Genomic DNA, 20726 nt, shown 5'->3' with positions numbered 1-20726 from the left:
CCGATGATACAGGATGAGAAACTATTTCTATCACCCAGCCAATCATCACTGACAGTGGAAGTTGAGCGCGCCCGAGGGGTTCCTGCTGCCGATGGCACCAATCAATTAATAAGAAGAAGACTTCGGGCGAACTCTCTACCAGCTGCTGGCCCTGCTATTGGGGATGGGTCACATCGTTTTCTTCCCTGCAAACCGGCGCGCGCCACGACGGGAGTGCCGAGCACCTTGACTCAGCGAAGAAGTATGCGAAACCCCAGCATGGGTCCCAGAGCATCCGGCGCTCAGCCGTGCCCAACGCACAGGAAACGACGCTACAGTCGACATATGACGCTTGTCCTGCAGATTGAAGGCCGTGCCATTCACGACATCCCTAGCCTGTACGCGGAGATCAACCGCGTGTTCATGGCCGACGAGGGCTGGCAGCTCGGGCCAAGCCTGGACGCGCTGGACGACCTGCTGCATGGCGGCTATGGCGCGCTGGCCGGCCAGGCACAGGCCACACTGATCTGGCGCGACATCGCCCACAGCCGCACGGCGCTGGGCGTGGAGGCCACCTGCCAGTGGCTGCAGTCCAAGCTGGAAGCCCCGGGCGCCGTCAACACGCGGGCCATTGCCCTCCAGCTGGACGCCCTGCAGCGGGGCCAGGGCCAGACCTACTTCGAGATCGTGATGGAGATCTTCGCCAGCCACCGGCGGATCACCCTCATCCCGGCCTGACTGCGTGCCCCGCACGGGCAATACCCGCCAACCGCAGCGGCGTCCACCGGCCCCAGCAGTTACCATGGACGGCCCTGTACCAGCTCCGCTGCCGCCGCCTTCCGGCGCGGCCGGACGCCCTGATCCACGAGTCCCATGTCCAAAGACAAGTCCGCCGAACACACCCCGCTGATGAAGCAGTTCTTCGCAGCCAAGTCCGACTATCCGGACCTGCTGCTGTTCTTCCGCATGGGCGACTTCTACGAGCTGTTCTACGACGACGCCCGCAAGGCCGCGCGCCTGCTCGACATCACCCTGACCCAGCGCGGCAGCTCCGGCGGCGCGCCGATCCCGATGGCCGGCGTGCCGGTGCATGCCTACGAGGGCTACCTGGCACGGCTGGTGGCGCTGGGCGAGTCGGTGGCGATCTGCGAGCAGATCGGCGATCCGGCGCTGGCCAAGGGCCTGGTCGAGCGCAAGGTGGTACGCATCGTCACCCCCGGCACCGTCACCGACGAAGCGCTGCTGGACGAGCGCCGTGACACCCTGCTGATGGCGCTGTCGCGCACGAAGCAGGGCTACGGCCTGGCCTGGGCCGACCTGGCCGGTGGCCGCTTCCTGGTCAATGAAGTCGAGACCGACGACGCGCTGGAAGCCGAACTGGCCCGACTGGAACCGGCCGAGCTGCTGGTGCCCGACGAGGAGAACTGGCCCGACTTCCTGCGCCAGCGCACCGGCGTGCGCCGCCGCGCGCCGTGGCTGTTCGACGCCGACAGCGGCCGTCGCCAGCTGCTGAACTTCTTCAAGCTGCATGACCTGAGCGGCTTCGGCATCGATGACAAGCCGCGCGCCACCGCTGCCGCTGGCGCCCTGCTCGGCTATGTCGAGGAAACCCAGAAGCAGCGCCTGCCGCACCTGACCTCGATCGCGATGGAAACTGCCGGCGAGGCGATCGCGATGAACGCCGCCACCCGCCGCCACCTGGAACTGGATACGCGCGTCGACGGTGATACCCGCAACACCCTGCTGGGCGTGCTCGACAGCACGGTGACGCCGATGGGCGGCCGCCTGCTGCGACGCTGGCTGCATCGCCCGCTGCGCCTGCGCGAGGTGCTGGTGCAGCGCCACCATGCGGTGGAAACCCTGATCGACCGCGGCAGCGACGCTGACATCCGCGAACAGTTCCGCCGCCTCGGCGACCTGGAACGCATCCTCACCCGCGTTGCACTGCGCTCGGCGCGCCCGCGTGACTTCTCCACCCTGCGTGATGGCCTGGGCCTGCTGCCGGCCGTGCGCGAGGTGCTGGCGCCGCTGGATTCGCAGCGCCTGCAGGCGCTGCACGCAGCGCTGGGCGAGCATGACGAGTGCGCGCAGCTGCTGGCCAGTGCGATCGCAGAAATGCCGCCACTGAAGCTGAGCGACGGCGGCGTGCTGGCCGATGGCTTCGATGAAGAGCTGGACGAGCTGCGCCGCCTGTCCACCCATGCCGACCAGTTCCTGGTCGACCTGGAACTGCGCGAGCGCGAGAGCAGTGGCATCCCCACCCTGAAGGTGGGCTACAACCGCGTGCACGGTTACTACATCGAAATCAGCAAGGGCCAGTCCGACCGCGCGCCGGTGCACTACACCCGCCGCCAGACGCTGACCAATGCCGAGCGCTACATCACCGAAGAACTGAAGGCCTTCGAAGACAAGGTGCTGTCCGCGCGCGACCGTTCACTGTCGCGCGAGAAGTACCTGTACGAGCAGCTGCTGGACACCTTGGGCGGCCAGCTGGAACCGTTGAAGCAGTGCGCCGCGGCGCTGAGCGAACTGGACGTGCTGGCCGCCTTCGCCGAACGCGCGCAGGCGCTGGACTGGGCGCGACCGGAACTGCAGGCCGAGCCCTGCCTGAAGATCGAACGCGGCCGCCATCCGGTGGTCGAGGCGGTGCGCGAGCAGCCGTTCGAGCCGAACGACCTGGACCTCCATCCAGACCGTCGCATGCTGGTCATCACCGGCCCGAACATGGGCGGCAAGTCGACCTACATGCGGCAGAACGCGCTGATCGTGCTGCTGGCCCACATCGGCAGCTTCGTGCCGGCCAGCCGCGCGCTGATCGGGCCGATCGACCGCATCCTGACCCGCATCGGCGCCGGAGACGACCTGGCCCGCGGGCAGTCGACCTTCATGGTCGAGATGGCCGAAACCAGCTACATCCTGCACCACGCCACCGCGCATTCGCTGGTGCTGATGGACGAGATCGGCCGCGGCACCTCCACCTACGACGGCCTGGCCCTGGCCGACGCGGTGGCCCGCCACCTCGCCTACCAGAACCGCTGCTACACGCTGTTCGCCACCCACTACTTCGAGCTGACCGCGCTGGCCAACGAGCAGCACGAAGGCGGCCGCAGCGGCATCGCCAACGTGCACCTGGACGCGGTCGAGCATGGCGAAGCGCTGGTGTTCATGCACGCAGTGAAGGATGGCCCGGCCAACCGCAGCTTCGGCCTGCAGGTGGCCGCGCTGGCCGGCCTGCCGCGCGCGACCGTGGCGCAGGCCCGTCGTCGCCTGGCCGAGCTGGAGCAGCGCGGCGGTGAAAGCCACGCCGCTGAACTGGCACCGCAGGCGCTGGATGCACCGCAACAGTTCGGCCTGTTCGCCGCGCCGGCCAGCAAGGCGCAGGAAGCGCTGGCCACGATCGATCCGGACGAGTTGACCCCGAAGCAGGCACTGGAAGCCCTGTACCGGCTGAAGGCACTGCTGTAGGCACATCTGGCCAGGGGGCACCATGCCCCCTGGAAGCTACCGCGAAGAATCCTGCATACTCGGCCACGCGGACCGCCACAGGGGAGCTGGGCGCCGTTCCGCACAATCACTGGAAATGCGATCCCAGCGGCATGCAATGGGGCCGGGCAGCATGCCGCCGCATCGAAGCGAGGGGATTCGATCACGAGGGAACGAACATGCGGCGTATGGTTCTAGCGTTGTTGCTGGTGTGTGGCGTGGCCGATGCACAGGAATTCGTAAGCAGCGAGCGTACCTACGACGAACGCCTGCGGGGTGCGCGGGTCGCGGCGCTCGGCGATGATCTGTTTGGTGACTCCCTCAACAGGAAGGATGGCGCGCTGCAGTTCTCGCAGACCGATGTCGTCGTGCCGACCAGCAGCGGAATGCGGGTCGCATTCACACGCACAACGCCGAAGCAGAAACAGGGACTGGATCGCGCTGCCGCTCCGCTGGGGGCGTCCTGGGAAATCGATGCCCCCTACATGATGGGCTCCTACGATCAGCGCCGGGGCTGGAATGCGGTGGGCGGCGGCCGCTGCAGCGGCAGCAACCTGTCCCCGACCGAGTGGGTGGGCCCGTCACCGGACTTCAACACCCGGGTCATCCCGAAGCATACCTATTGGAGCGGCATCTTCATCAACCTCCCTGCGGTCGGTTATGAATCCCTGTTGCTGAAGGAAGCAGGGGCAAGCCTGCCCCAGGACGGGGCAACCTACATTGGCACCTCGGCCAGCCAGTGGCGCGTCAGCTGCCTGCCCGCCATCAGGAATGGAACCGGCGAAGGCTTTGTCGTGCGGACCACCGATGGCACCCGTTACTTCTTCGACTGGATGGCGGTCCGTGACCAGCACGACGTGCTGGCCAACGAGTACTACCGTGATGGCAATGGCAATGGCACATCGCAGCCCTACCTGCTGGTTCCGGTGGTCGATGTCTTCCTCTACGCGACACGTGTCGAGGACCGCCACGGCAACTGGGTCAGCTACAGCTACGACAGTGCCAACCCGACCCGCCTGCTGGCGATCATTTCCAATGACGGAGCCCGGATCGACATCGACTATGACGCGCAGGGCAAGATCGGTGCCGTCCGGGCCGGAGATCGCACCTGGCGCTACAACTACGTCGACAGCTACTGGGGACGCACGCTCAATGAAGTCGTGCTTCCCGACCAGTCGCGCTGGACCTTCTCCACCGACCGCCATGTCGGCGCGATGCCGTGGACGATGGTGCCCCCCGTCCTGAATCCAGGCTTCTACATGAATTCCTGCGCGCAGAATGCAGCCGGATTCCGCTCGGAAGATGCCGGCGACCCGGCCTACAACGATGTGATCACCATGCGCCATCCCAGCGGCGCGCAAGGAGTGTTCTCGCTTCGCCAGTTGATCCACGGATCGGACAACACGCCTGGCAGCTGCGGCATCATCGGCACCAGTTCCTCCAACTTCGGGTTTGGCTCATTCGGCATTCCCAACGCCTACATGGCCAAGTCGCTGGTATCCAAGACCCTGTCCGGGCCCGGCATCCAGCCCGCCTCCTGGACGTACACATACTCACCGCACTGGTCATTCACCGGTGGCTGCACCTCCAACTGCGTGTCAACCACCTGGGAGAACCGGCCTGACGGCGTGCAGGCCGAGTATGTCTTCGGCAACGACTACACCGCCAACATCGGCGACCTGCAGATCGAGCGCCTTCGCCGTGCCGGCGTGGTGGTACAGGAAACCCGGTATGTGAAGGCAGGCGCATCCGCTGCCTATCCCGCACGCTACGGAACGCAGCTGGCGCCACGCGGGAATCCGCTGACCACCCAGATCCGGCCAATGCAGGATACCCAGCTGCGCCGGGACGGGATGCTCCATCGTCGTTATGTGGATGCCTTCGACGGCCTGGCACGCCCGGTGCGCATCGTCGAATCGAGCACCGCTGGCCCATGACCGGAGCATGTCGGGGCGCGAGCCGCGGGGCGACCGGAACAAGGCTCCGGCAATGAATTTCCGACAATCGATAGACAAAAACTATAGAAATGAATGATTCATTCGATTATTCATTTCATCTGGCCCTAGCTACAGTCGAGTGAAGATGTTTTCCCACGTCTTCACCGCCACCAGGAGCCAGCCGATGAGCCAGTCCGACAACAACAACGCCAAGTGCCCGTATCACACCGCCCCGTCGCCGGAGCAGGGCGCCGAGCAGCAGCGCGAGCTGAGCACCACGCCCAAGCAGAAGCACGGCGATGACCCGGTCACGCCGATGACCACGGCCTTCGGCGCACCGGTGGTGGACAACCAGAACAGCAAGACCGCCGGCCCGCGCGGCCCGCTGCTGATGGAGGACGTGTGGCTGCTGGAGAAGCTGGCCAACCTCAACCGCGAGATCATTCCCGAGCGCCGCATGCACGCCAAGGGCTCGGGCGCGTTCGGTACCTTCACCGTCACCCACGACATCAGCAAGTACACCCGCGCCAAGCTGTTCGAGAAGGTCGGCAAGCAGACCGAGATGTTCGCCCGCTTCACCACCGTGGCCGGCGAGCGTGGCGCCGCCGACGCCGAGCGCGACATCCGCGGCTTCGCGCTGAAGTTCTACACCGAAGAAGGCAACTGGGACCTGGTGGGCAACAACACGCCGGTGTTCTTCCTGCGCGACCCACGCAAGTTCGCCGACCTCAACAAGGCGGTCAAGCGCGATCCGCACACCAACCTGCGCAGCGCGCGCAACAACTGGGATTTCTGGACGCTGCTGCCCGAAGCCCTGCTGCAGGTGACCGTGGTGATGAGCGACCGCGGCATCCCGCGCAGCTTCCGCCACATGCACGGCTTCGGCTCGCACACCTACAGCTTCACCAACGCCGACAGCGAGCGCTTCTGGGTCAAGTTCCACTTCGTCAGCCAGCAGGGCATCGAATCGCTGACCGACGCACAGGCGCAGATCCTGGTCGGCCATGACCGCGAAAGCCACGGCCGCGACCTGTTCGCCGCGATCGAGAAGGGTGACTTCCCGAAGTGGAAGCTGTTCATCCAGGTCATGCCGGAGCTGGAGGCGGAAACCTATCGCGTGCATCCGTTCGACCTGACCAAGGTATGGCCGAAGAGCGACTTCCCGCTGATCGAAGTGGGCCAGTTCGAACTGAACCGCAACCCGGTCAACTGGTACCAGGACGTGGAGCAGTCGGCATTCGCACCGAGCAACCTGGTGCCGGGCATCGGCCCCTCGCCGGACAAGATGCTGCAGGCGCGCCTGTTCGCCTACTCCGATGCGCAGCGCTACCGCCTGGGCGTGAACCACCACCAGATTCCGGTGAACGCCGCACGCTGCCCGGTGCACAGCAACCACCGCGACGGTGCGATGCGCGTGGACGGCAACTACGGTGGCCTGCCGCACTACGAGCCGAACAGCTACGGCCAGTGGCAGGAGCAGCCGGAGTACCGCGAGCCGCCGATGAAGATCCGCGGTGACGCCGACTTCTGGAACTTCCGCGAAGACGACGCCGACTACTTCAGCCAGCCCGGTGCTCTGTTCCGCAGCTACAACCAGGCGCAGAAGGACCGCTTGTTCGCCAACACCGCCCGTGCCCTGGGCGATGCGCCGGACTTCATCAAGCAGCGCCACATCGACAACTGCAGCAAGGCCGACCCGGCCTATGGCGCCGGCATTGCCGCGGCCCTGAAGGCCCTGGCCACCCAGCCGTCGGATCCGTTCAAGCCGGCCCAGCCGGAAACCGACTTCCCGGCCGCCACCCCGGGCGCGGAAGACATCGAGCTCTGATCGCCCTGCCCCGCGTACGGCACGCCGCCTCCCTCTGGGGCGGCGTCGCCGTTTTAACGGTCCGCGTCGTATCGTCAGCACGCCCAAACCCAATCAAGGAGCCCACTGATGAGCCTGACCGATGAACTTCTCTCCAAACTGCAGGGCGCCCCGCTGCAGCAGGTGTCGCAGCAGCTCGGCATCAGCGACACCCAGGCCTCCGGTGCGATCAGTGCCGCACTGCCGGTGCTGATGGGCGCGCTGGGCAACAACGCCTCGCAGCCGCAGGGCGCGCAGGCGCTGCTCGGCGCACTGCAGAACAACCACAGTGGGCTGGACCTGGGCAGCGTGCTTGGTTCGGTGCTGGGCAGCGGTGGCGGTGGTGCCGCCAGCGACGGCGCCGGCATCCTCGGCCACATCTTCGGTGGCAGCCAGCAGAAGGTGGAAACCGGCCTGGCCCAGGCCACCCAGCTCGACAGCGGCCGCACCAGCCAGCTGCTGCAGATCCTCGCACCGATCGTGATGGCCTTCCTCGCCCAGCGCCTGGGCGGCGGCCAGGCCGATGCCGGCTCGCTCAGCCAGGCGCTGGGCCAGGAGAAGCAGCAGGTACAGCAGCAGGGCGGTCTCGCCGGCGGTCTGCTTGGCAGCCTGCTGGACCAGGACGGTGATGGCCAGCTGGGTATGGGCGACCTGCTGAAGCTGGGCGGCAACCTGCTGGGTAGCAAGCGCTGACGGAAGGTGTCGCCGGGCATGGCCCGGCGCTACCGGGCGTCGCGTTGATCGATATCCGCCGATCGCATGATCGGAATTTCCATGGGTAGCGCCGGGCCATGCCCGGCGGCTTACCGATTGCCCGCCTTCAGCCGCTCCAGGATCGGTGCGAACAACGGCGCCTGCATCGAACGCGGCGGCGCCACGGCCTTGCCTTGTTCCTGCGCCTGCCAGTAGGACCACGGCAACGGGCCGTCACCCAACTCATAGTCCATGCCATCCCAGCCATCCTCGCGGAAGGCATAGAAGGCCCAATGCACCTTCTCCTGCTCCAGCACCTGCAGCACGTCCTGCAGGTAGCGCTGGCAGTCGGGCCAGCGCCGCATGCAGCCGAACTCGCCAACCACCATGCGGTTGGCCCCCACGCCATGCGTCTTCGCCCAGTCCATCGGCTGTTGCAGGTAACTGCGGACACGCGTGGCATCCCAGCGTTCGCTGTGCTCGCCAAACGGCACCACGCCCGGGTAGCGATACGGCGTGGTGCGCTTCTGGTTCGGCGCGCTGGTGGCGGCATACGGCTCATACATGTGCACGCTGTACAGCAGTTTCGCGTCTGCCAGCGGCGCCGGCCAGTAGTTGAAACCGTCGGCAGCGGCGTACCAGCCGGCATCCAGCATCAACGGCATGTCCGCATCGACCGCGCGGATGCTGGCAATCAGTTCCGAATAGAAACGACGCAGATCGCGCGGCCCGTCCTGCACACCGGTGTACCACTGGCGCATGGCCTCTGCCGGAGCATGCTCGGCCAGGCCAGCACCGTATTCGGGAACCGGTTCGTTGATCAGGTTGTAGGCGGCCAGCGCGGGATGGCCCTTCAATGCCGTGGCGAGGTCGTTCCAGAAGCGCCGGGCGGGAACGTGGTTGTCGAAGGACTGCCACAGGCGCGGGTCGACCTTGTCGCCGTTGTGCTGCTTCCAGCGCAGCAACGGCAACGACAAAGGGGTCAGCACCACCTTCAACCCGGCCGCGTCGGCATCATCCAGCACCCGCCGCAGCGTGGCCAGGTCGGCCGGAACCAGGCCACGGTAGTCGTCGGCATTGCCGATCAGGAAGTCACGCCCGCCCTGCCCCTTCCATTTGTCGGGGACCAGGCGCACCCAGGTCGCGCCGGTCGCGCGCAGGGCATCGAAGTAGGCCCGGTCGGGCGGCGACATGTTCATGCTGTTACCGCCGCGTTGCGGAGCATCCCAGAAGGTGATGTCGGCGGCGTACACCGGGGCGGTGGCGAGGGTCAGGCACAGCAGGCTGTGGCGCAGGAACATTGCGATCTTCCATGACAGGATGTTCCGACCCTGCCGGAGGTCTACCCAACAACGGCTGACCGGAACCTTGCCCGCCGGGCATGGCCCGGCGCTACCGACGGTATTCCGCACACACGGCATCCGCCATGCATGGCGGATGCGTCAATGCGTCAAAGCGCGTCCAGATCGCCCAGCGCACGGATCAGTCGCCGCGCACGCTTGTCCGGCTTGTGCTCCGGTGGCTGGAAGCCGTCGCGCGCCGCGATGCGCAGCGCACGCTGCTCCGCACGACGCGCCTTCGAGGCCTCGCTCTCGGCATACAGCTGCTGCGCCGCCGGTGCCGGCCCGCGCTGATCGCTCAGGCCCAGCACCTGGATCTCGAAATGCTCCTCGCCACGGTCCACCTGCAGCTGCTCGCCCACGCGCACCGCGCGCGAGGATTTCGGACGCTGGCCGGCGACGCTGACCTTGCCGGTTTCGATGGCCTGCTTGGCCAGGCTGCGGGTCTTGAAGAAACGGGCCGCCCACAGCCAGATGTCCAGGCGGACACTGGGCGACAGCGGGGAAAGTTCATGCATCGATCTGGACTACTCCGGTGGCTTGTTCAGAGGGCGCGGATGGTCGGGGTCGGTCCGGCAGCCGGTGCCGCCGATCAGGGTCGGCACACCCCCGGACAGATCCTGGCGCTGGCTGCCGACCAGGCATTCGGGGCGGTCGGTCGGCCGCACCTGGGTATCGCCCAGCCGGTCACCTGTCGAACATGCGGCCAGTGTGGCGCCGATCAAGGCCAGCGCCAGAGCCCGCGTCACCTGCAGTCGTTGATGCATTGCCACATCCCGCAAACCGGCTTGGTGCTAGTGTGCGCCTCCCGGGATTCGATCACCACTCCATGGCCAAAGCGCCGCTTGACCTGACCTCCGGCCCGATCGGCCGCAATCTCCTGTTGTTTTCGCTGCCGATCCTGGCGGGCAACATCGCACAGTCGCTGAACGGCTCGGTGAATGCGGTGTGGGTGGGGCGCTTCCTCGGCGAAGCGGCACTGACCGCCACCGCGAACGCCAACAACATCATGTTCTTCCTGATCGGCTCGGTATTCGGCTTCGGCATGGCCTCGACCATCCTGATCGGCCAGGCCATCGGCGCGCGCGACATCGCCCAGGCGCGGCGCGTGGTCGGCACCAGTGCCACCTTCTTCATTGGCCTGTCGGTGATCATCGCCATCGCCGGCTGGTTCATGGCACACCCGCTGCTGGCGGCAATGGGCACGCCAGCCGCCTCGCTGCCGCTGGCCGAGGCCTACCTGCGGATCATCTTCCTGGCAATGCCGACGCTGTATGCGTTCGCCTTCCTCACCGCCGCGCTGCGCGGTGCCGGCGATTCGCGCACGCCGTTCCGCTTCCTGATGGTCTCGGTGGCGCTGGACATCGTGCTGAACCCGGTGCTGATCTTCGGCATGGGGCCGTTCCCCGCGCTGGGTATCGCCGGTTCAGCCTGGGCCACGCTGGTCGCGCAGACGCTGTCGCTGGCCGGCCTGCTGCTGTACATGCGGCACAAGCGCCACACGCTGTGGCTGGGCCGTGCCGACATGCGCTTGTTCAAGCTCGACCTGACCATCCTCAAGGCGCTGGTGGTCAAGGGCGTGCCGATGGGCCTGCAGATGGTGCTGATCTCGCTGTCGGTGATCCTGCTGATGACCATGGTCAACCAGTACGGCACCGACACCGGCGCGGGTTACGGCGCCGCGCTGCAGCTGTGGAACTACCTGCAGATGCCGGCGATGGCGATCGGTGCAGCGTGCTCGTCGATGGCCGCACAGAACGTCGGTGCGCAGCGCTGGGACCGCGTGCGCGGCACCGCGCGCCAGGGCGTGCTGTTCAACTTCCTGCTGACCGGCGCGCTGATCCTGCCGCTGGTGGTGTTCGACCGGCAGCTGCTGGCGCTGTTCCTGCCACCGGCCAGCCAGGCGCTGGACATCGCCCGCCACCTCAATCACGTGGTGATCGGCTCGTTCCTGTTCTTCGGTGTCAGTTTCGTCATCTCCGGCGTGGTGCGCTCCACCGGCGCGGTGATTCCGCCGCTGCTGATCCTGGCCGGTTCGCTGTGGGGCGTGCGCGTGCCGTTCGCCGAACTGCTGCAGCCGTACTGGGGCGCCGATGCGATCTGGTGGAGTTTCCCGGTCAGCTCGTTCGTGTCGATGCTGCTGTCGCTGGCGTATTACCGCTGGGGTGGCTGGCGCAAGGCGAAGATGATCGGCAAGCCTTCGCACGCCGAGGAACTGGCCACGCCGTCGGAGATTCCGGCTTGTCCGCCGTCGCCGGTGGCCGACCCCGACGCCGCGCTGGATGCCACTCCGCCGCGGTAATGCCGGCCGCTGGTGATTGCCACGGTAGTGCCGGCCGCTGGCCGGCAACGTCAAACCTCTCCAGAAGCATCACACAACAGCCGGCCAGCGGCCGGCCCTACCGCTTCTTCTTCGCCGCGTTAAACTTCGCCGCCGCACGCAACAACGCCTTCAACGCCGCGGCATTGGGCATCGCACCTTCATGGATGTCGATCGCACGCCGCGTGTTGCCGTCCAGGCTGGCGTTGAACAGGCCCTTCGGATCGGCCAGCGCCGCACCGTTGGCGAAGGTGAGCTTCACCGCCTGCTTGTAGGTCTCGCCGGTGCACAGGATGCCGTTGTGCTCCCACACCGGCGTGCCACGCCACTTCCAGGTTTCCTGCACGTCAGGCAACGCCTCATGGATCAATACACGCACGCGGGCCAGTGTCTGGCCACGCCAGTCACCCAGTTCGGCGATGCGGGCGTCGATCAGGGTGGAGGCAGGAGTGCCCGCGTCGGCGGGGTCAGGCGAATGGATGGCCATCAGCGGTTCTCGTCGGCAAGGAGATCGTAACAGTCGACTTACATGCGTTCTCCAGGCAATGCGGCCGCCTGGCGCACCCAGTCGAGGAACTGTGCCTCATCCCGCACGCCATCCTGCTCGATGTGCAGGTAACGCGTATCGGCACTTTTGGACGGCTCCGGCGGCACCGGCCTCAGCGCGGCGCCGCGGAAAAACGCGACCTTTATGTAGCGGGTGAAGCAATGGAAGCTGAGGAACCAGCCTTCGCCCCTGGCCACCGCGTACATCGGCGAGTTCCACTTCACCGCCTTGTGCACGCCGGGTACGGCCTGTTCGATCAGCGCATCCAGCTGTTCGCCGATCGGACGTTTCCAATCAGGCATGGCGGCAATGTAGGCCTGCACCGGGGCATTGCCTTCGCCCTTGGCGATCTGCGGGTTGCCGCCGGACAGCAGCGTTGGGGCGGCGGAGGGTGCGGTTCGCTTGGCGGGCATCGCACGGCACGTCCATCGGGATGATGCCGGCAGCCTAGCGCGACGCGCGCCTGCTGGTCACGGCGCGGTGCGCCATCGGCTCAGTCCGCCTGCCCCGCGCGGAACTGGCGCCACTCCGGCAGTTTGCGGTGGCGGCGCAGCGAGCGCATCAGGGCCGCCATCACCACGCCGAACAGCGCGCCGGCCAACAGGCCGGCCAGCAACAACAGGGCCAGCGGGCGCTCACTTCCCTGCCACAGCATCAGCCACATCAGCGCGGTCCAGAACAACCCGAACAGCAGGCCCTGCACCAGCGCATTGATGCCGAAGCCGGCCAGGATCGGTGGCGGCAGGGCAATGCCCAGGCGCCACAGCAGGCGGTGCAGCAGCGGCGCCGACTGCACGCGCGCCAGCCCCTTGCCGTCGAGGAAGCGCAATGCCGCCTGGATCACAGCGGGATAGCGCGGGTTGATGTCGTTCATCACCTGATCGTGGCCGATGCGATGCCGGAAACGCAAACGGCCACCCGAAGGTGGCCGTCGCGGCAACAACCGAAGTTGTTTATCAGGCCTTTTCGGCCAGACGGGCAGCCTTGGCGGCAGCAGCGGCAGCCAGGTCTTCCTTGATGCGGGCAGCCTTGCCTTCCAGGCCACGCAGGTAGTACAGCTTGCCGGCGCGGACCTTACCACGACGCTTCACTTCGACCGAGTCGATGATGGCGCTGTGGGTCTGGAAAACGCGCTCGACGCCGTAGCCGTGCGAGATCTTGCGGACGGTGAACGAGGAGTTCAGGCCGGCATTCTTGGTGGCGATGACAACGCCTTCGTAGGCCTGCACGCGCTCGCGGCTGCCTTCCTTCACCTTCACGTTGACGACAACGGTGTCGCCCTGGCTGAACTTCGGCAGTTCACGGGTGATCTGGGCGGATTCGAATTCCGCGACGATGGACTTGTTCAGCTTGCTCATGGGTTACACCGATTCTTGTTCGGGTGGGCGTGTCGTATCGACAACGTAGGCTCATGCAGTCACGGGACTGTGCTGCACGTTTGTTTTGGGTACTGCGCGCGCCGGCCGTGGCTGGCGGAATTGGCCATGATAGCCGATAAAGCCAGCCCTGCGCTAGGGGCTGGCCTTGTGTTTCCGGGCCTGACGGCCCTGTTCCAGCAGTTTGCGGTCGGCCTTGCCCAGCGCTTGTTCATCCAGCAGGTCCGGGCGCCGCTGGGCGGTACGGACCAGCGACTGCTGGCGGCGCCAGGCCGCGATGGCTGCGTGGTTGCCCGAGCGCAGCACGTCCGGCACGTCACCCAGCGGGTGCTGGGCCGGCTGGCTGTAGTGCGGGCAGTCGAGCAGGCCGAGGTCGCCCTCGAAGCTGTCCTGCGCCGCCGATTCCGCGTCGTTCAGGGCACCGTCCTGCAGGCGGGCCACGGCGTCGATGATCACCGCCGCGCCCAGCTCACCACCGGACAGCACGTAGTCGCCGAGAGAAATCTCCTCGTCGACATTGGCTTCCAGGAAACGCTCGTCGATGCCCTCGTAGCGGCCACAGAGCAGGACCATGCGCGGCAGTGCCGCCAGCTCCCGTACCTTGGCCTGGGTCAACGGCGCCCCCTGCGGGCTGAGGTAGATCACCCGTGCCGGGGTCGGATCAGCATCGCGGATCGCCTGCAGGCAGGCCTGCAGCGGCTCGATCAGCATCACCATGCCCGGGCCACCACCGAACGGACGGTCGTCCACCCGGCGGTAGTTGCCTTCGGCGTAATCACGGGGGTTCCAGCCATGCAGGCTGAACAACCCCTTCTCCTGCGCGCGCCCGACCACGCCCAATCCAGCGGACTGGGCGAGGAACTCGGGGAACAGGGTGATGACGTCGAAACGCATGCTCACACTCAGAACTCGGGATCCCAGTCGACCACGACCAGGTTGGCCTCGAAGTCGACCGATTTGACGAAGTCCGGCTGCACGAACGGAATCATCCGCTCGCGGTCGCCACGGACCACCACCACGTCATTGGCGCCGGTGCTGAACAGGTGCGAGACCTGGCCCAGGGCAACGCCCTCGGTGGTCTTCACGTCCAGGCCTTCCAGGTCCACCCAGTAATACTCATCGGGCTTCGGCGGCGGCAAGGCACTGCGGGCCACGTAGATCTCGGTGCCGCGCATCGCTTCGACCGCATCACGGTCCTCGACGCCAGGGAAACGGGCGACCAGGTGCTTGCCGCTGTCGCGGCCACGCACACCTTCAATCGTGGTTTCCACGCCGGACGGGCTGCGCACGATCCACGGCTGGTAACGGAAAATGGCGGAACGTGGCTCGGTCCAGGACTCGAGCTTGATCTCGCCGCGCACACCAAAAGCGCCGACAACCCTGCCCAGCAGGATGCGGCGCTCGATATCTTTCATCTGCTTCAACCAAGAGGGCCACGCCGAAGCGTGGCCCGTCAGGATCAGGCCGCAGCGGCCTGGGACTTGGTCGCTTCCTTGATCAGGTTGCGGACCTTGTCGGTCGGCTGGGCGCCGTTCTTGACCCAATGGTCAACGCGGGCCAGGTCCAGCTCGATGCGCTTCTCGCCGCCCTGGGCGACCGGGTTGTAGAAACCAACGCGCTCGATGTTGCGGCCGTCGCGCGCGCTGCGCACGTCGGTGACGATGATGTGGTAGAACGGACGCTTCTTGGCGCCGCCGCGGGTCAGTCGAATCTTGACCATGGTGTTTTTCCTATTGCCCAGTCGCCAGGATGGCGAGGTAAGCGGGCGATTATAGCGGCAGAGCCCGGCCGAGCCAACCCCGGGGGGGCTTGCCGGGGGTCAGATCCCTTTTGGGACGCAAAAGGGATCTGACCCCAATCCCTGCCAAGGCACCGCCGCCAGCACCGCCCTTCCCTGTTCAGCCAAGGCCTGCGAACCGGGCAGGACATGCCCGTCGATGGCTTCAAGCGCCCACAGGCCGCTGGCATTGCAGGCAAAAGCCGCCTTCACGCCGTCCAGTTCAGCCAACGCCAGCGGCAGCGTGAGCTGCGACCCAGGCCAGTGCCGCTTCAGCAGCGTCTCGGCCGTCCCGCGCAGCGCCGGCGCCTGCGGCCAGAGCAGCCGTTCACCGTCGTGCACGGCCAGGTTCCAGGTGCTGCCCTCGCTGATCTCGCCGCTGGCGGTGACAAACAGGGCATCGTCAAAGCCGGCCGCCATCGCCGCACGGCGCTCGGCAAACAGGCCAAACGTGCCTACATGCTTGATCTGCGGCAGTTCGCGCTGCCAGGCCACGCTGCGCACGCGCTTCGGTGTACTCAGCGCCACCGGCGCGGACACCGCCACCAGCACGTCCACCGGCACGGCGACCAGCGGATTGCGGAAATCGAAGCGGCGCGAGTACACCGTCACTCGCAGTGAGGCATCGGCGAGGCCTGCCTGCTGCAATGCCTGCACCATCCAGGCCTGTACCTGCACCGTGTCCAGCGCGCTGCCGAACAGCTCCCGCGTCGCCTGCGACAGCCGCGCCATATGCAGGCCCAGCCCCTGCACGGCGTTGTCGCGAACCTGCAGCGAGGTGAAATGGCCGTAATTCACCAGCGCGGGCAGCAGATCCTCCACCTGCGCCGGCTGGCCATTGCAGATCACCGTCATCGCAGCAGCGCCTGCGCCTGGTTCCACATACCGCGCAGCACTTCGGCAGCGGGCTCTGCCGGCGCCATCCACGCCGACTGCCCGGCCCAGGCCTGCATCGCGGCCAGGCGGTTTTCCTGCACGGCCTGTTTGCGCATCGGCGCGGTCAGGCCCCGCTGCACCGGGTACGGACGCGGCGCCGGGGTACCTTCCGCGGCGGCGGCGCGCACATAAGGCGTGGCCAGGCCACGGCCCAGGCGACCACTGAACGCACGGGTCGGCCAGGTGTCTTCCGGTTCGCTGGCAGCCAGCCCGTCCGCCCACGCCGACGCAATCGCCGCTTCCGGCGTGCGCAGGAACGCGGTGCCGATCTGCACGGCACTGGCGCCCAGCGTAAGCGCCGCAGCGATGCCGCGACCATCGGCGATGCCACCGGCGGCGATCACAGGAATCTGCAGGTGATCGGCCAGACGCGGCAGCAGCGCGAACAGGCCCACCAGCTGGCGCTCGGCCATCGCCGGATCGAATGAACCACGATGCCCACCCGCTTCCACGCCCTGCGCCACCACGGCATCGGCGCCGGCATCCTGGGCAGCGCGTGCTTCGGACAACGTGGTCGCGCACGCGATCCAGGCGATGCCGGCGTCCTTCAGCTGCTGCACGTGGCGCGGCAGCAACACGCCCATGATGGTCGAGGCCACCGCCGGGCGTGCGGCCAGCAGCGCGGCGAACTGTTCTTCGAAATCGGCGGGCGTGGCGTCGGCTGCGCTCGCTGGCACGTCCGGGCCCCATTGCGCGAGGAAGGCGCGGCTGGCAGCTTCGGCGGCGACATCACGGGTCGGTGCCGGATCGGGCACCCACAGGTTCACCTGCGCCGGGCCGGCCGAAGCGGCGCGGAAATCGTCCATCCAACGACCGATATCGGCCGAAGACGACAGCACCGCACCCATCGCCCCCATGCTGCCGGCGTTGGCCAGCGCAGCCGACAACGGTACGGGGCAGGCGCCGGCCATCGGCGCCAGCAGGACCGGAAGCTGCAATGAAAAACGCCGACAGAAGGTGTCGGCGCGTTCAAGAATCGGCGATGCGTTCACGCGACATACCTGTGGGAGAAGTCACCACCCAGCATACGCCAGTCGCCGAGACCGGATCCGTAGATCCGGTCGCACAGGGATCAGCGCGCCACCACCGCGTAGGTGCGCACCAGCTGGCTGTCCATTTCCTCGTTGAACTGGAAGGTCACGTAGCGCGCGTCGTCTGCGGCGAACTCCACCTCGGCCGCTGCACGGCCGATCTCGGTGCCATCGGCGTCCAGCGCGCGCGCCACCAGCTTGCCCTTGAAGGCCTTGTCGGCCACCACATACACCGCCGCGTCCTTGGAACCCATGCCCCGGCTCTTGCCCAGGGTCACGGTCAGGCCATGTGCGGCCAGGCCCGGATCGGCCTGCAGTGTCACGTTCATGCGCTTGTCCACGCCCTCGCCCAGGCCCGCAACGAAATCAGCCGCCGTGCCACTGATGGCACTGCCGGCCTTCTGCGACACCGAGGTGTCGTCCTTGCATGCGGCCAGGCCCAGGGCCAGGACCATCGCCACGATCACTTTGTTCATGAACATTCCCTTGTCAGATACGGCAGGTAGTCAAGCAATACGGGCCGGGGCACGCAAGTGCCGATCCCGGCACCTGCGTTCGGCCCTCACGTCGATCAACGGAACGGCATGCCACGGCCGCCCATGGCGCCCATCATGCCCTTCATGCTGCGCAGCATGCCCTTCATGCCGCCGCCGGCCATCTTGCTCATCATCTTTTCCATCTGCATGTACTGCTTCATGAGCTTGTTGACGTCGGCCGGGGTCACGCCCGAGCCCTTGGCGATGCGCGCGCGGCGCGAGCCATTGAGCAGGTTCGGGTTGCGCCGTTCCTTCTTGGTCATCGAGCCGATGATGGCGATCATGCGCGGCACTTCCTTGCCCTGGCTGACCTGCTGCTTCAGATGGTCGGGGATGTTGCCCAGGCCCGGCAGCTTGTCCATCAGGCCACCGATGCCACCCATGTTCTGCATCTGCTCAAGCTGGTCGCGCATGTCGTTCAGGTCGAACTTCTTGCCCTTGGCGACCTTCTCGGCCAGCTTGGCCGCCTTGTCCTTGTCGACCTGCTGCTCCACCTGCTCGACCAGCGACAGCACGTCGCCCATGTCCAGGATGCGGCTGGCGATACGGTCCGGATGGAACACATCCAGGCCTTCCGGCTTTTCGCTGACACCGACGAACTTGATCGGCTTGCCGGTGATGTAACGCACGCTCAGCGCGGCACCACCACGGGCGTCACCGTCGGTCTTGGTCAGCACCACGCCGGTCAGCGGCAGCGCGTCGCCGAAGGCCTTGGCGGTGTTGGCCGCGTCCTGGCCGGTCATGGCGTCGACCACGAACAGGGTTTCGGCCGGGTTCACCGCCGCGTGCAGGGCCTTGATCTCGGCCATCATCGCTTCGTCGATGGCCAGGCGGCCGGCGGTATCGACCAGCAGCACGTCGACGAACGACTTGCGTGCATCGTCGATGGCAGCGCGGACGATGGCCTCCGGCTTCTGGTCGGCGCTGGACGGGAAGAACAGCACGCCGACCTGCTCGGCCAGGGTCTTCAGCTGCTCGATCGCGGCCGGACGGTAAACGTCGGCCGAGACCACCATCACCTTCTTCTTGCGCTTTTCCTTCAGGTGCTTGGCCAGCTTGCCCACGGTGGTGGTCTTGCCGGCGCCCTGCAGGCCCGCCATCAGGATGATGGCCGGAGCCGGAACATTCAGGTTCAGGTCGCTGGCTTCAGCACCCATCACCGCGGTCAGCTCGTCGCGCACGACCTTGATCAGGGCCTGGCCCGGGGTCAGCGACTTCAGCACTTCCTGGCCGACCGCGCGCACCTTGATGCGCTCGATCAGGGCCTGCACCACCGGCAGCGCGACGTCGGCTTCGAGCAGCGCGATGCGGACCTCGCGGGTCGCCTCGCGGATGTTCTCCTCGGTCAGGCGGCCACGGCCACGCAGGCGCTCGATGGTGCCGGAAAGGCGCTGGGTCAGGGACTCGAACATGCGGCGCAACCTGTCTGAAAGCGGGGGACAATAAGGCAGACAGTATAACGGGTCCGCCCCTGCCCCCGGGCTGCGACGCCGCGGCCGTCGCCACCACCGCGGGGGTATGCGAAACTGCAACGATGACAATCGTTCTCATCGCCGTCCTGCTGTACCTGGCTGCCAGTGCCCTGCTGGTGCGCGCGCTCGGCCGCGATGGAACCTCTGGCGCGCCCACTTGGCTGTGGCCGGCGCTGCCGGCGATGCTGCTGCACGGCGGCTACCACGTGATGGTCGCGATGCGCACCAACGGCGGCCCGGACATGCACTTCTTCGCCGCCCTGTCGCTGGTCGGCCTGGGCATGGCCTGGCTGACCTCGCTGGTCGGCGCGCGAGGGCGGATGTCGGCGCTGGGCGTGGTGGTGTTCCCGCTGGCTGCCGTGCTGCTGCTGGCCTACCACGGCTACGGCCACGAACCGAGCAAAGTGCTGGGCTGGCGCCTGGCCAGCCATGCCTGGCTGGCGCTGCTGGCCTACGCGACGCTGAGCATCGCCGCGCTGCTGGCGATCATGCTGTGGCTGCAGGAACGTGCCCTGCGCCGTCGTGAATTCCGCCCGTGGCTGCGTGCACTGCCGCCGCTGGCCGACCTGGAATCGCTGCTGTTCCGGGTGATCACCGTCGGCTTTGCGCTGCTCACCCTGACCCTGGTCACCGGCGTGCTGTTCGTCGATGACCTGCTGGCGCAGAAGCTGGTGCACAAAACCGTGCTGAGCGTGCTGTCATGGATCGTATTCGGCGTGTTGCTGATCGGCCGCCGTCGCTACGGCTGGCGCGGAATGAAGGCGGTGCACTGGACGCTGGCGGCGATGCTGTTGCTGCTGCTGGCGTTCTTCGGCAGCCAGTTCGTGATCGAGCTGGTGTTCGGGCATACGCGGTAGAGGCGTGCCGACCAACGGTCGGTACCCGCCCCACAACATCACCTGGCCGGCAAACGGAGCGCCGTAGATCCATGCCATGCGTGGATGCCCCACGCGGTTCAGGGCACTGGCTGGGCCAGGATCTTCCGCACCGAGCGGCCGCTGTTGGTGAGAATGTCATCGACCTGCCAGCAGCCCTGCGCCTGGCGCACCATCGGCAACCGGGTCACGTAGGCAGCCTTCCACACCGAGTACCGCATTTCGACCTGGCCGGTAGTCGCCGAAGTCTCTTTCCAGCTGTAGCGCACCGGGCTGTCGATGTCGCCGTCCTGCGCATCCAGCCACGGATCGGAATCGATCGTGCAGATGCCCTGTTCGCGTTCCTGGCAGGCACGCTCGCCGCGCAGCGCCTTGCTGAAGGCCGGGCTAACCAGTGCAGCCGGCGGCTCCAGCAGATCACCGTTACCGGTCGTCGCCTCGTAGAAGGCGCGGGCCACAGCGGCTGGCTCCTGGCATGCAGGTGCAGCCTGCACGGTGGGGGCCAGCAGCAGCCCGGCGATCATCAACATCCCTGTCTTTCGCATGTTTTCCATTCCTGGAGTGCGGGGACGCCGGGC

The 20726-nt window shown here is 66.8% G+C and carries 22 protein-coding genes; 7 read left to right on the top strand and 15 right to left on the bottom strand.

The annotated features are described in order from the left end of the window. Positions 1 to 324: 324 nt before the first annotated feature. From QP552_RS06140 to QP552_RS06120, 5 genes are all read left to right on the top strand, one after another. Positions 325 to 717: a barstar family protein gene (locus tag QP552_RS06140; RefSeq protein WP_286075326.1), complete on the top strand. Its 393-nt coding sequence runs from the start codon at positions 325 to 327 to the stop codon at positions 715 to 717. Positions 718 to 852: 135 nt separating this feature from the next. Further along, positions 853 to 3444, top strand: coding sequence for a DNA mismatch repair protein MutS (mutS, locus tag QP552_RS06135; protein ID WP_286075325.1), 2592 nt, complete (start codon positions 853 to 855; stop codon positions 3442 to 3444). Between the two features lie 197 nt (positions 3445 to 3641). Further along, a complete protein-coding gene (locus QP552_RS06130; protein WP_106549526.1) occupies positions 3642 to 5399 on the top strand; it encodes a wall associated protein in 1758 nt (585 codons plus the stop codon). Between the two features lie 316 nt (positions 5400 to 5715). Then, positions 5716 to 7227 (top strand): catalase, encoded by a 1512-nt coding sequence (locus tag QP552_RS06125; RefSeq protein WP_286075912.1) that lies wholly within the window; start codon positions 5716 to 5718, stop codon positions 7225 to 7227. A gap of 108 nt (positions 7228 to 7335) precedes the next feature. Further along, complete coding sequence (locus QP552_RS06120) at positions 7336 to 7938, top strand: DUF937 domain-containing protein (protein WP_286075324.1); 603 nt, start codon at positions 7336 to 7338, stop codon at positions 7936 to 7938. A 110-nt stretch (positions 7939 to 8048) separates the two neighbouring features. Here QP552_RS06120 and QP552_RS06115 read toward each other — a convergent pair whose 3' ends face one another. From QP552_RS06115 to QP552_RS06105, 3 genes are all read right to left on the bottom strand, one after another. Beyond that, positions 8049 to 9239, bottom strand: coding sequence for a cellulase family glycosylhydrolase (locus tag QP552_RS06115; protein WP_286075323.1), 1191 nt, complete (start codon positions 9237 to 9239; stop codon positions 8049 to 8051). A 149-nt stretch (positions 9240 to 9388) separates the two neighbouring features. Then, positions 9389 to 9796: an RNA-binding S4 domain-containing protein gene (locus QP552_RS06110; RefSeq protein WP_049446976.1), complete on the bottom strand. Its 408-nt coding sequence runs from the start codon at positions 9794 to 9796 to the stop codon at positions 9389 to 9391. A 9-nt stretch (positions 9797 to 9805) separates the two neighbouring features. Continuing rightward, positions 9806 to 10045 (bottom strand): hypothetical protein, encoded by a 240-nt coding sequence (locus QP552_RS06105; RefSeq protein ID WP_111112943.1) that lies wholly within the window; start codon positions 10043 to 10045, stop codon positions 9806 to 9808. A 62-nt stretch (positions 10046 to 10107) separates the two neighbouring features. On the opposite strand from QP552_RS06105, the gene QP552_RS06100 reads away from it, so the two are divergent. Further along, positions 10108 to 11580, top strand: coding sequence for an MATE family efflux transporter (locus QP552_RS06100; protein WP_286075322.1), 1473 nt, complete (start codon positions 10108 to 10110; stop codon positions 11578 to 11580). A gap of 97 nt (positions 11581 to 11677) precedes the next feature. Here QP552_RS06100 and QP552_RS06095 read toward each other — a convergent pair whose 3' ends face one another. From QP552_RS06095 to ffh, 11 genes are all read right to left on the bottom strand, one after another. Next, positions 11678 to 12085: a DUF1801 domain-containing protein gene (locus tag QP552_RS06095; RefSeq protein ID WP_286075321.1), complete on the bottom strand. Its 408-nt coding sequence runs from the start codon at positions 12083 to 12085 to the stop codon at positions 11678 to 11680. 38 nt (positions 12086 to 12123) lie between these two features. Continuing rightward, on the bottom strand, positions 12124 to 12558 hold the full coding sequence (locus QP552_RS06090) for a DUF1801 domain-containing protein (protein ID WP_286075320.1): 435 nt from the start codon (positions 12556 to 12558) through the stop codon (positions 12124 to 12126). An 80-nt stretch (positions 12559 to 12638) separates the two neighbouring features. Next, positions 12639 to 13019 carry a DUF6404 family protein gene (locus tag QP552_RS06085; protein ID WP_111112947.1) on the bottom strand — a complete coding sequence of 127 codons (381 nt, stop codon included), beginning with the start codon at positions 13017 to 13019 and terminating at the stop codon, positions 12639 to 12641. An 82-nt stretch (positions 13020 to 13101) separates the two neighbouring features. After that, a complete protein-coding gene (gene rplS / locus QP552_RS06080; protein WP_005408597.1) occupies positions 13102 to 13503 on the bottom strand; it encodes a 50S ribosomal protein L19 in 402 nt (133 codons plus the stop codon). 153 nt (positions 13504 to 13656) lie between these two features. Next, positions 13657 to 14415 (bottom strand): tRNA (guanosine(37)-N1)-methyltransferase TrmD, encoded by a 759-nt coding sequence (gene trmD / locus QP552_RS06075; protein WP_111112948.1) that lies wholly within the window; start codon positions 14413 to 14415, stop codon positions 13657 to 13659. An 8-nt stretch (positions 14416 to 14423) separates the two neighbouring features. Next, positions 14424 to 14936 (bottom strand): ribosome maturation factor RimM, encoded by a 513-nt coding sequence (rimM, locus tag QP552_RS06070; protein ID WP_049431209.1) that lies wholly within the window; start codon positions 14934 to 14936, stop codon positions 14424 to 14426. A 44-nt stretch (positions 14937 to 14980) separates the two neighbouring features. Then, entirely contained in the window at positions 14981 to 15241 is a 261-nt protein-coding gene (rpsP, locus tag QP552_RS06065) for a 30S ribosomal protein S16 (RefSeq protein ID WP_005408594.1), read from the bottom strand. Between the two features lie 99 nt (positions 15242 to 15340). Beyond that, complete coding sequence (locus QP552_RS06060) at positions 15341 to 16153, bottom strand: aminotransferase class IV family protein (protein ID WP_286075319.1); 813 nt, start codon at positions 16151 to 16153, stop codon at positions 15341 to 15343. Then, the gene (locus QP552_RS06055; RefSeq protein ID WP_286075318.1) at positions 16150 to 17226 is read right to left on the bottom strand and encodes a nitronate monooxygenase; all 1077 of its coding nucleotides are present in this window, start codon (positions 17224 to 17226) and stop codon (positions 16150 to 16152) included. Before QP552_RS06055 ends, QP552_RS06060 begins: the two co-directional genes overlap by 4 nt. An 80-nt stretch (positions 17227 to 17306) precedes the next feature. Continuing rightward, a complete protein-coding gene (locus QP552_RS06050) occupies positions 17307 to 17741 on the bottom strand; it encodes a hypothetical protein (RefSeq protein WP_286075317.1) in 435 nt (144 codons plus the stop codon). Between the two features lie 95 nt (positions 17742 to 17836). Further along, the gene (gene ffh / locus QP552_RS06045) at positions 17837 to 19213 is read right to left on the bottom strand and encodes a signal recognition particle protein (protein ID WP_014036403.1); all 1377 of its coding nucleotides are present in this window, start codon (positions 19211 to 19213) and stop codon (positions 17837 to 17839) included. A 122-nt stretch (positions 19214 to 19335) separates the two neighbouring features. Between ffh and ccsA the strand changes: the two genes are divergently transcribed. Further along, positions 19336 to 20130, top strand: coding sequence for a cytochrome c biogenesis protein CcsA (ccsA, locus tag QP552_RS06040; protein WP_106549514.1), 795 nt, complete (start codon positions 19336 to 19338; stop codon positions 20128 to 20130). A 98-nt stretch (positions 20131 to 20228) separates the two neighbouring features. Here the strand turns inward: ccsA and QP552_RS06035 are convergent, their stop codons facing one another. Continuing rightward, positions 20229 to 20693 carry a hypothetical protein gene (locus QP552_RS06035; protein WP_286075316.1) on the bottom strand — a complete coding sequence of 155 codons (465 nt, stop codon included), beginning with the start codon at positions 20691 to 20693 and terminating at the stop codon, positions 20229 to 20231. Positions 20694 to 20726: the final 33 nt, after the last annotated feature.

The sequence above is a fragment of the Stenotrophomonas sp. 59 genome (genome assembly GCF_030291095.1).
GTDB classification, from domain to species: Bacteria; Pseudomonadota; Gammaproteobacteria; order Xanthomonadales; family Xanthomonadaceae; genus Stenotrophomonas; species Stenotrophomonas maltophilia_Q.
The sequence above is the reverse complement of the archived record's forward strand: the minus strand, read 5'-3'. Positions and strand labels throughout refer to the sequence as shown.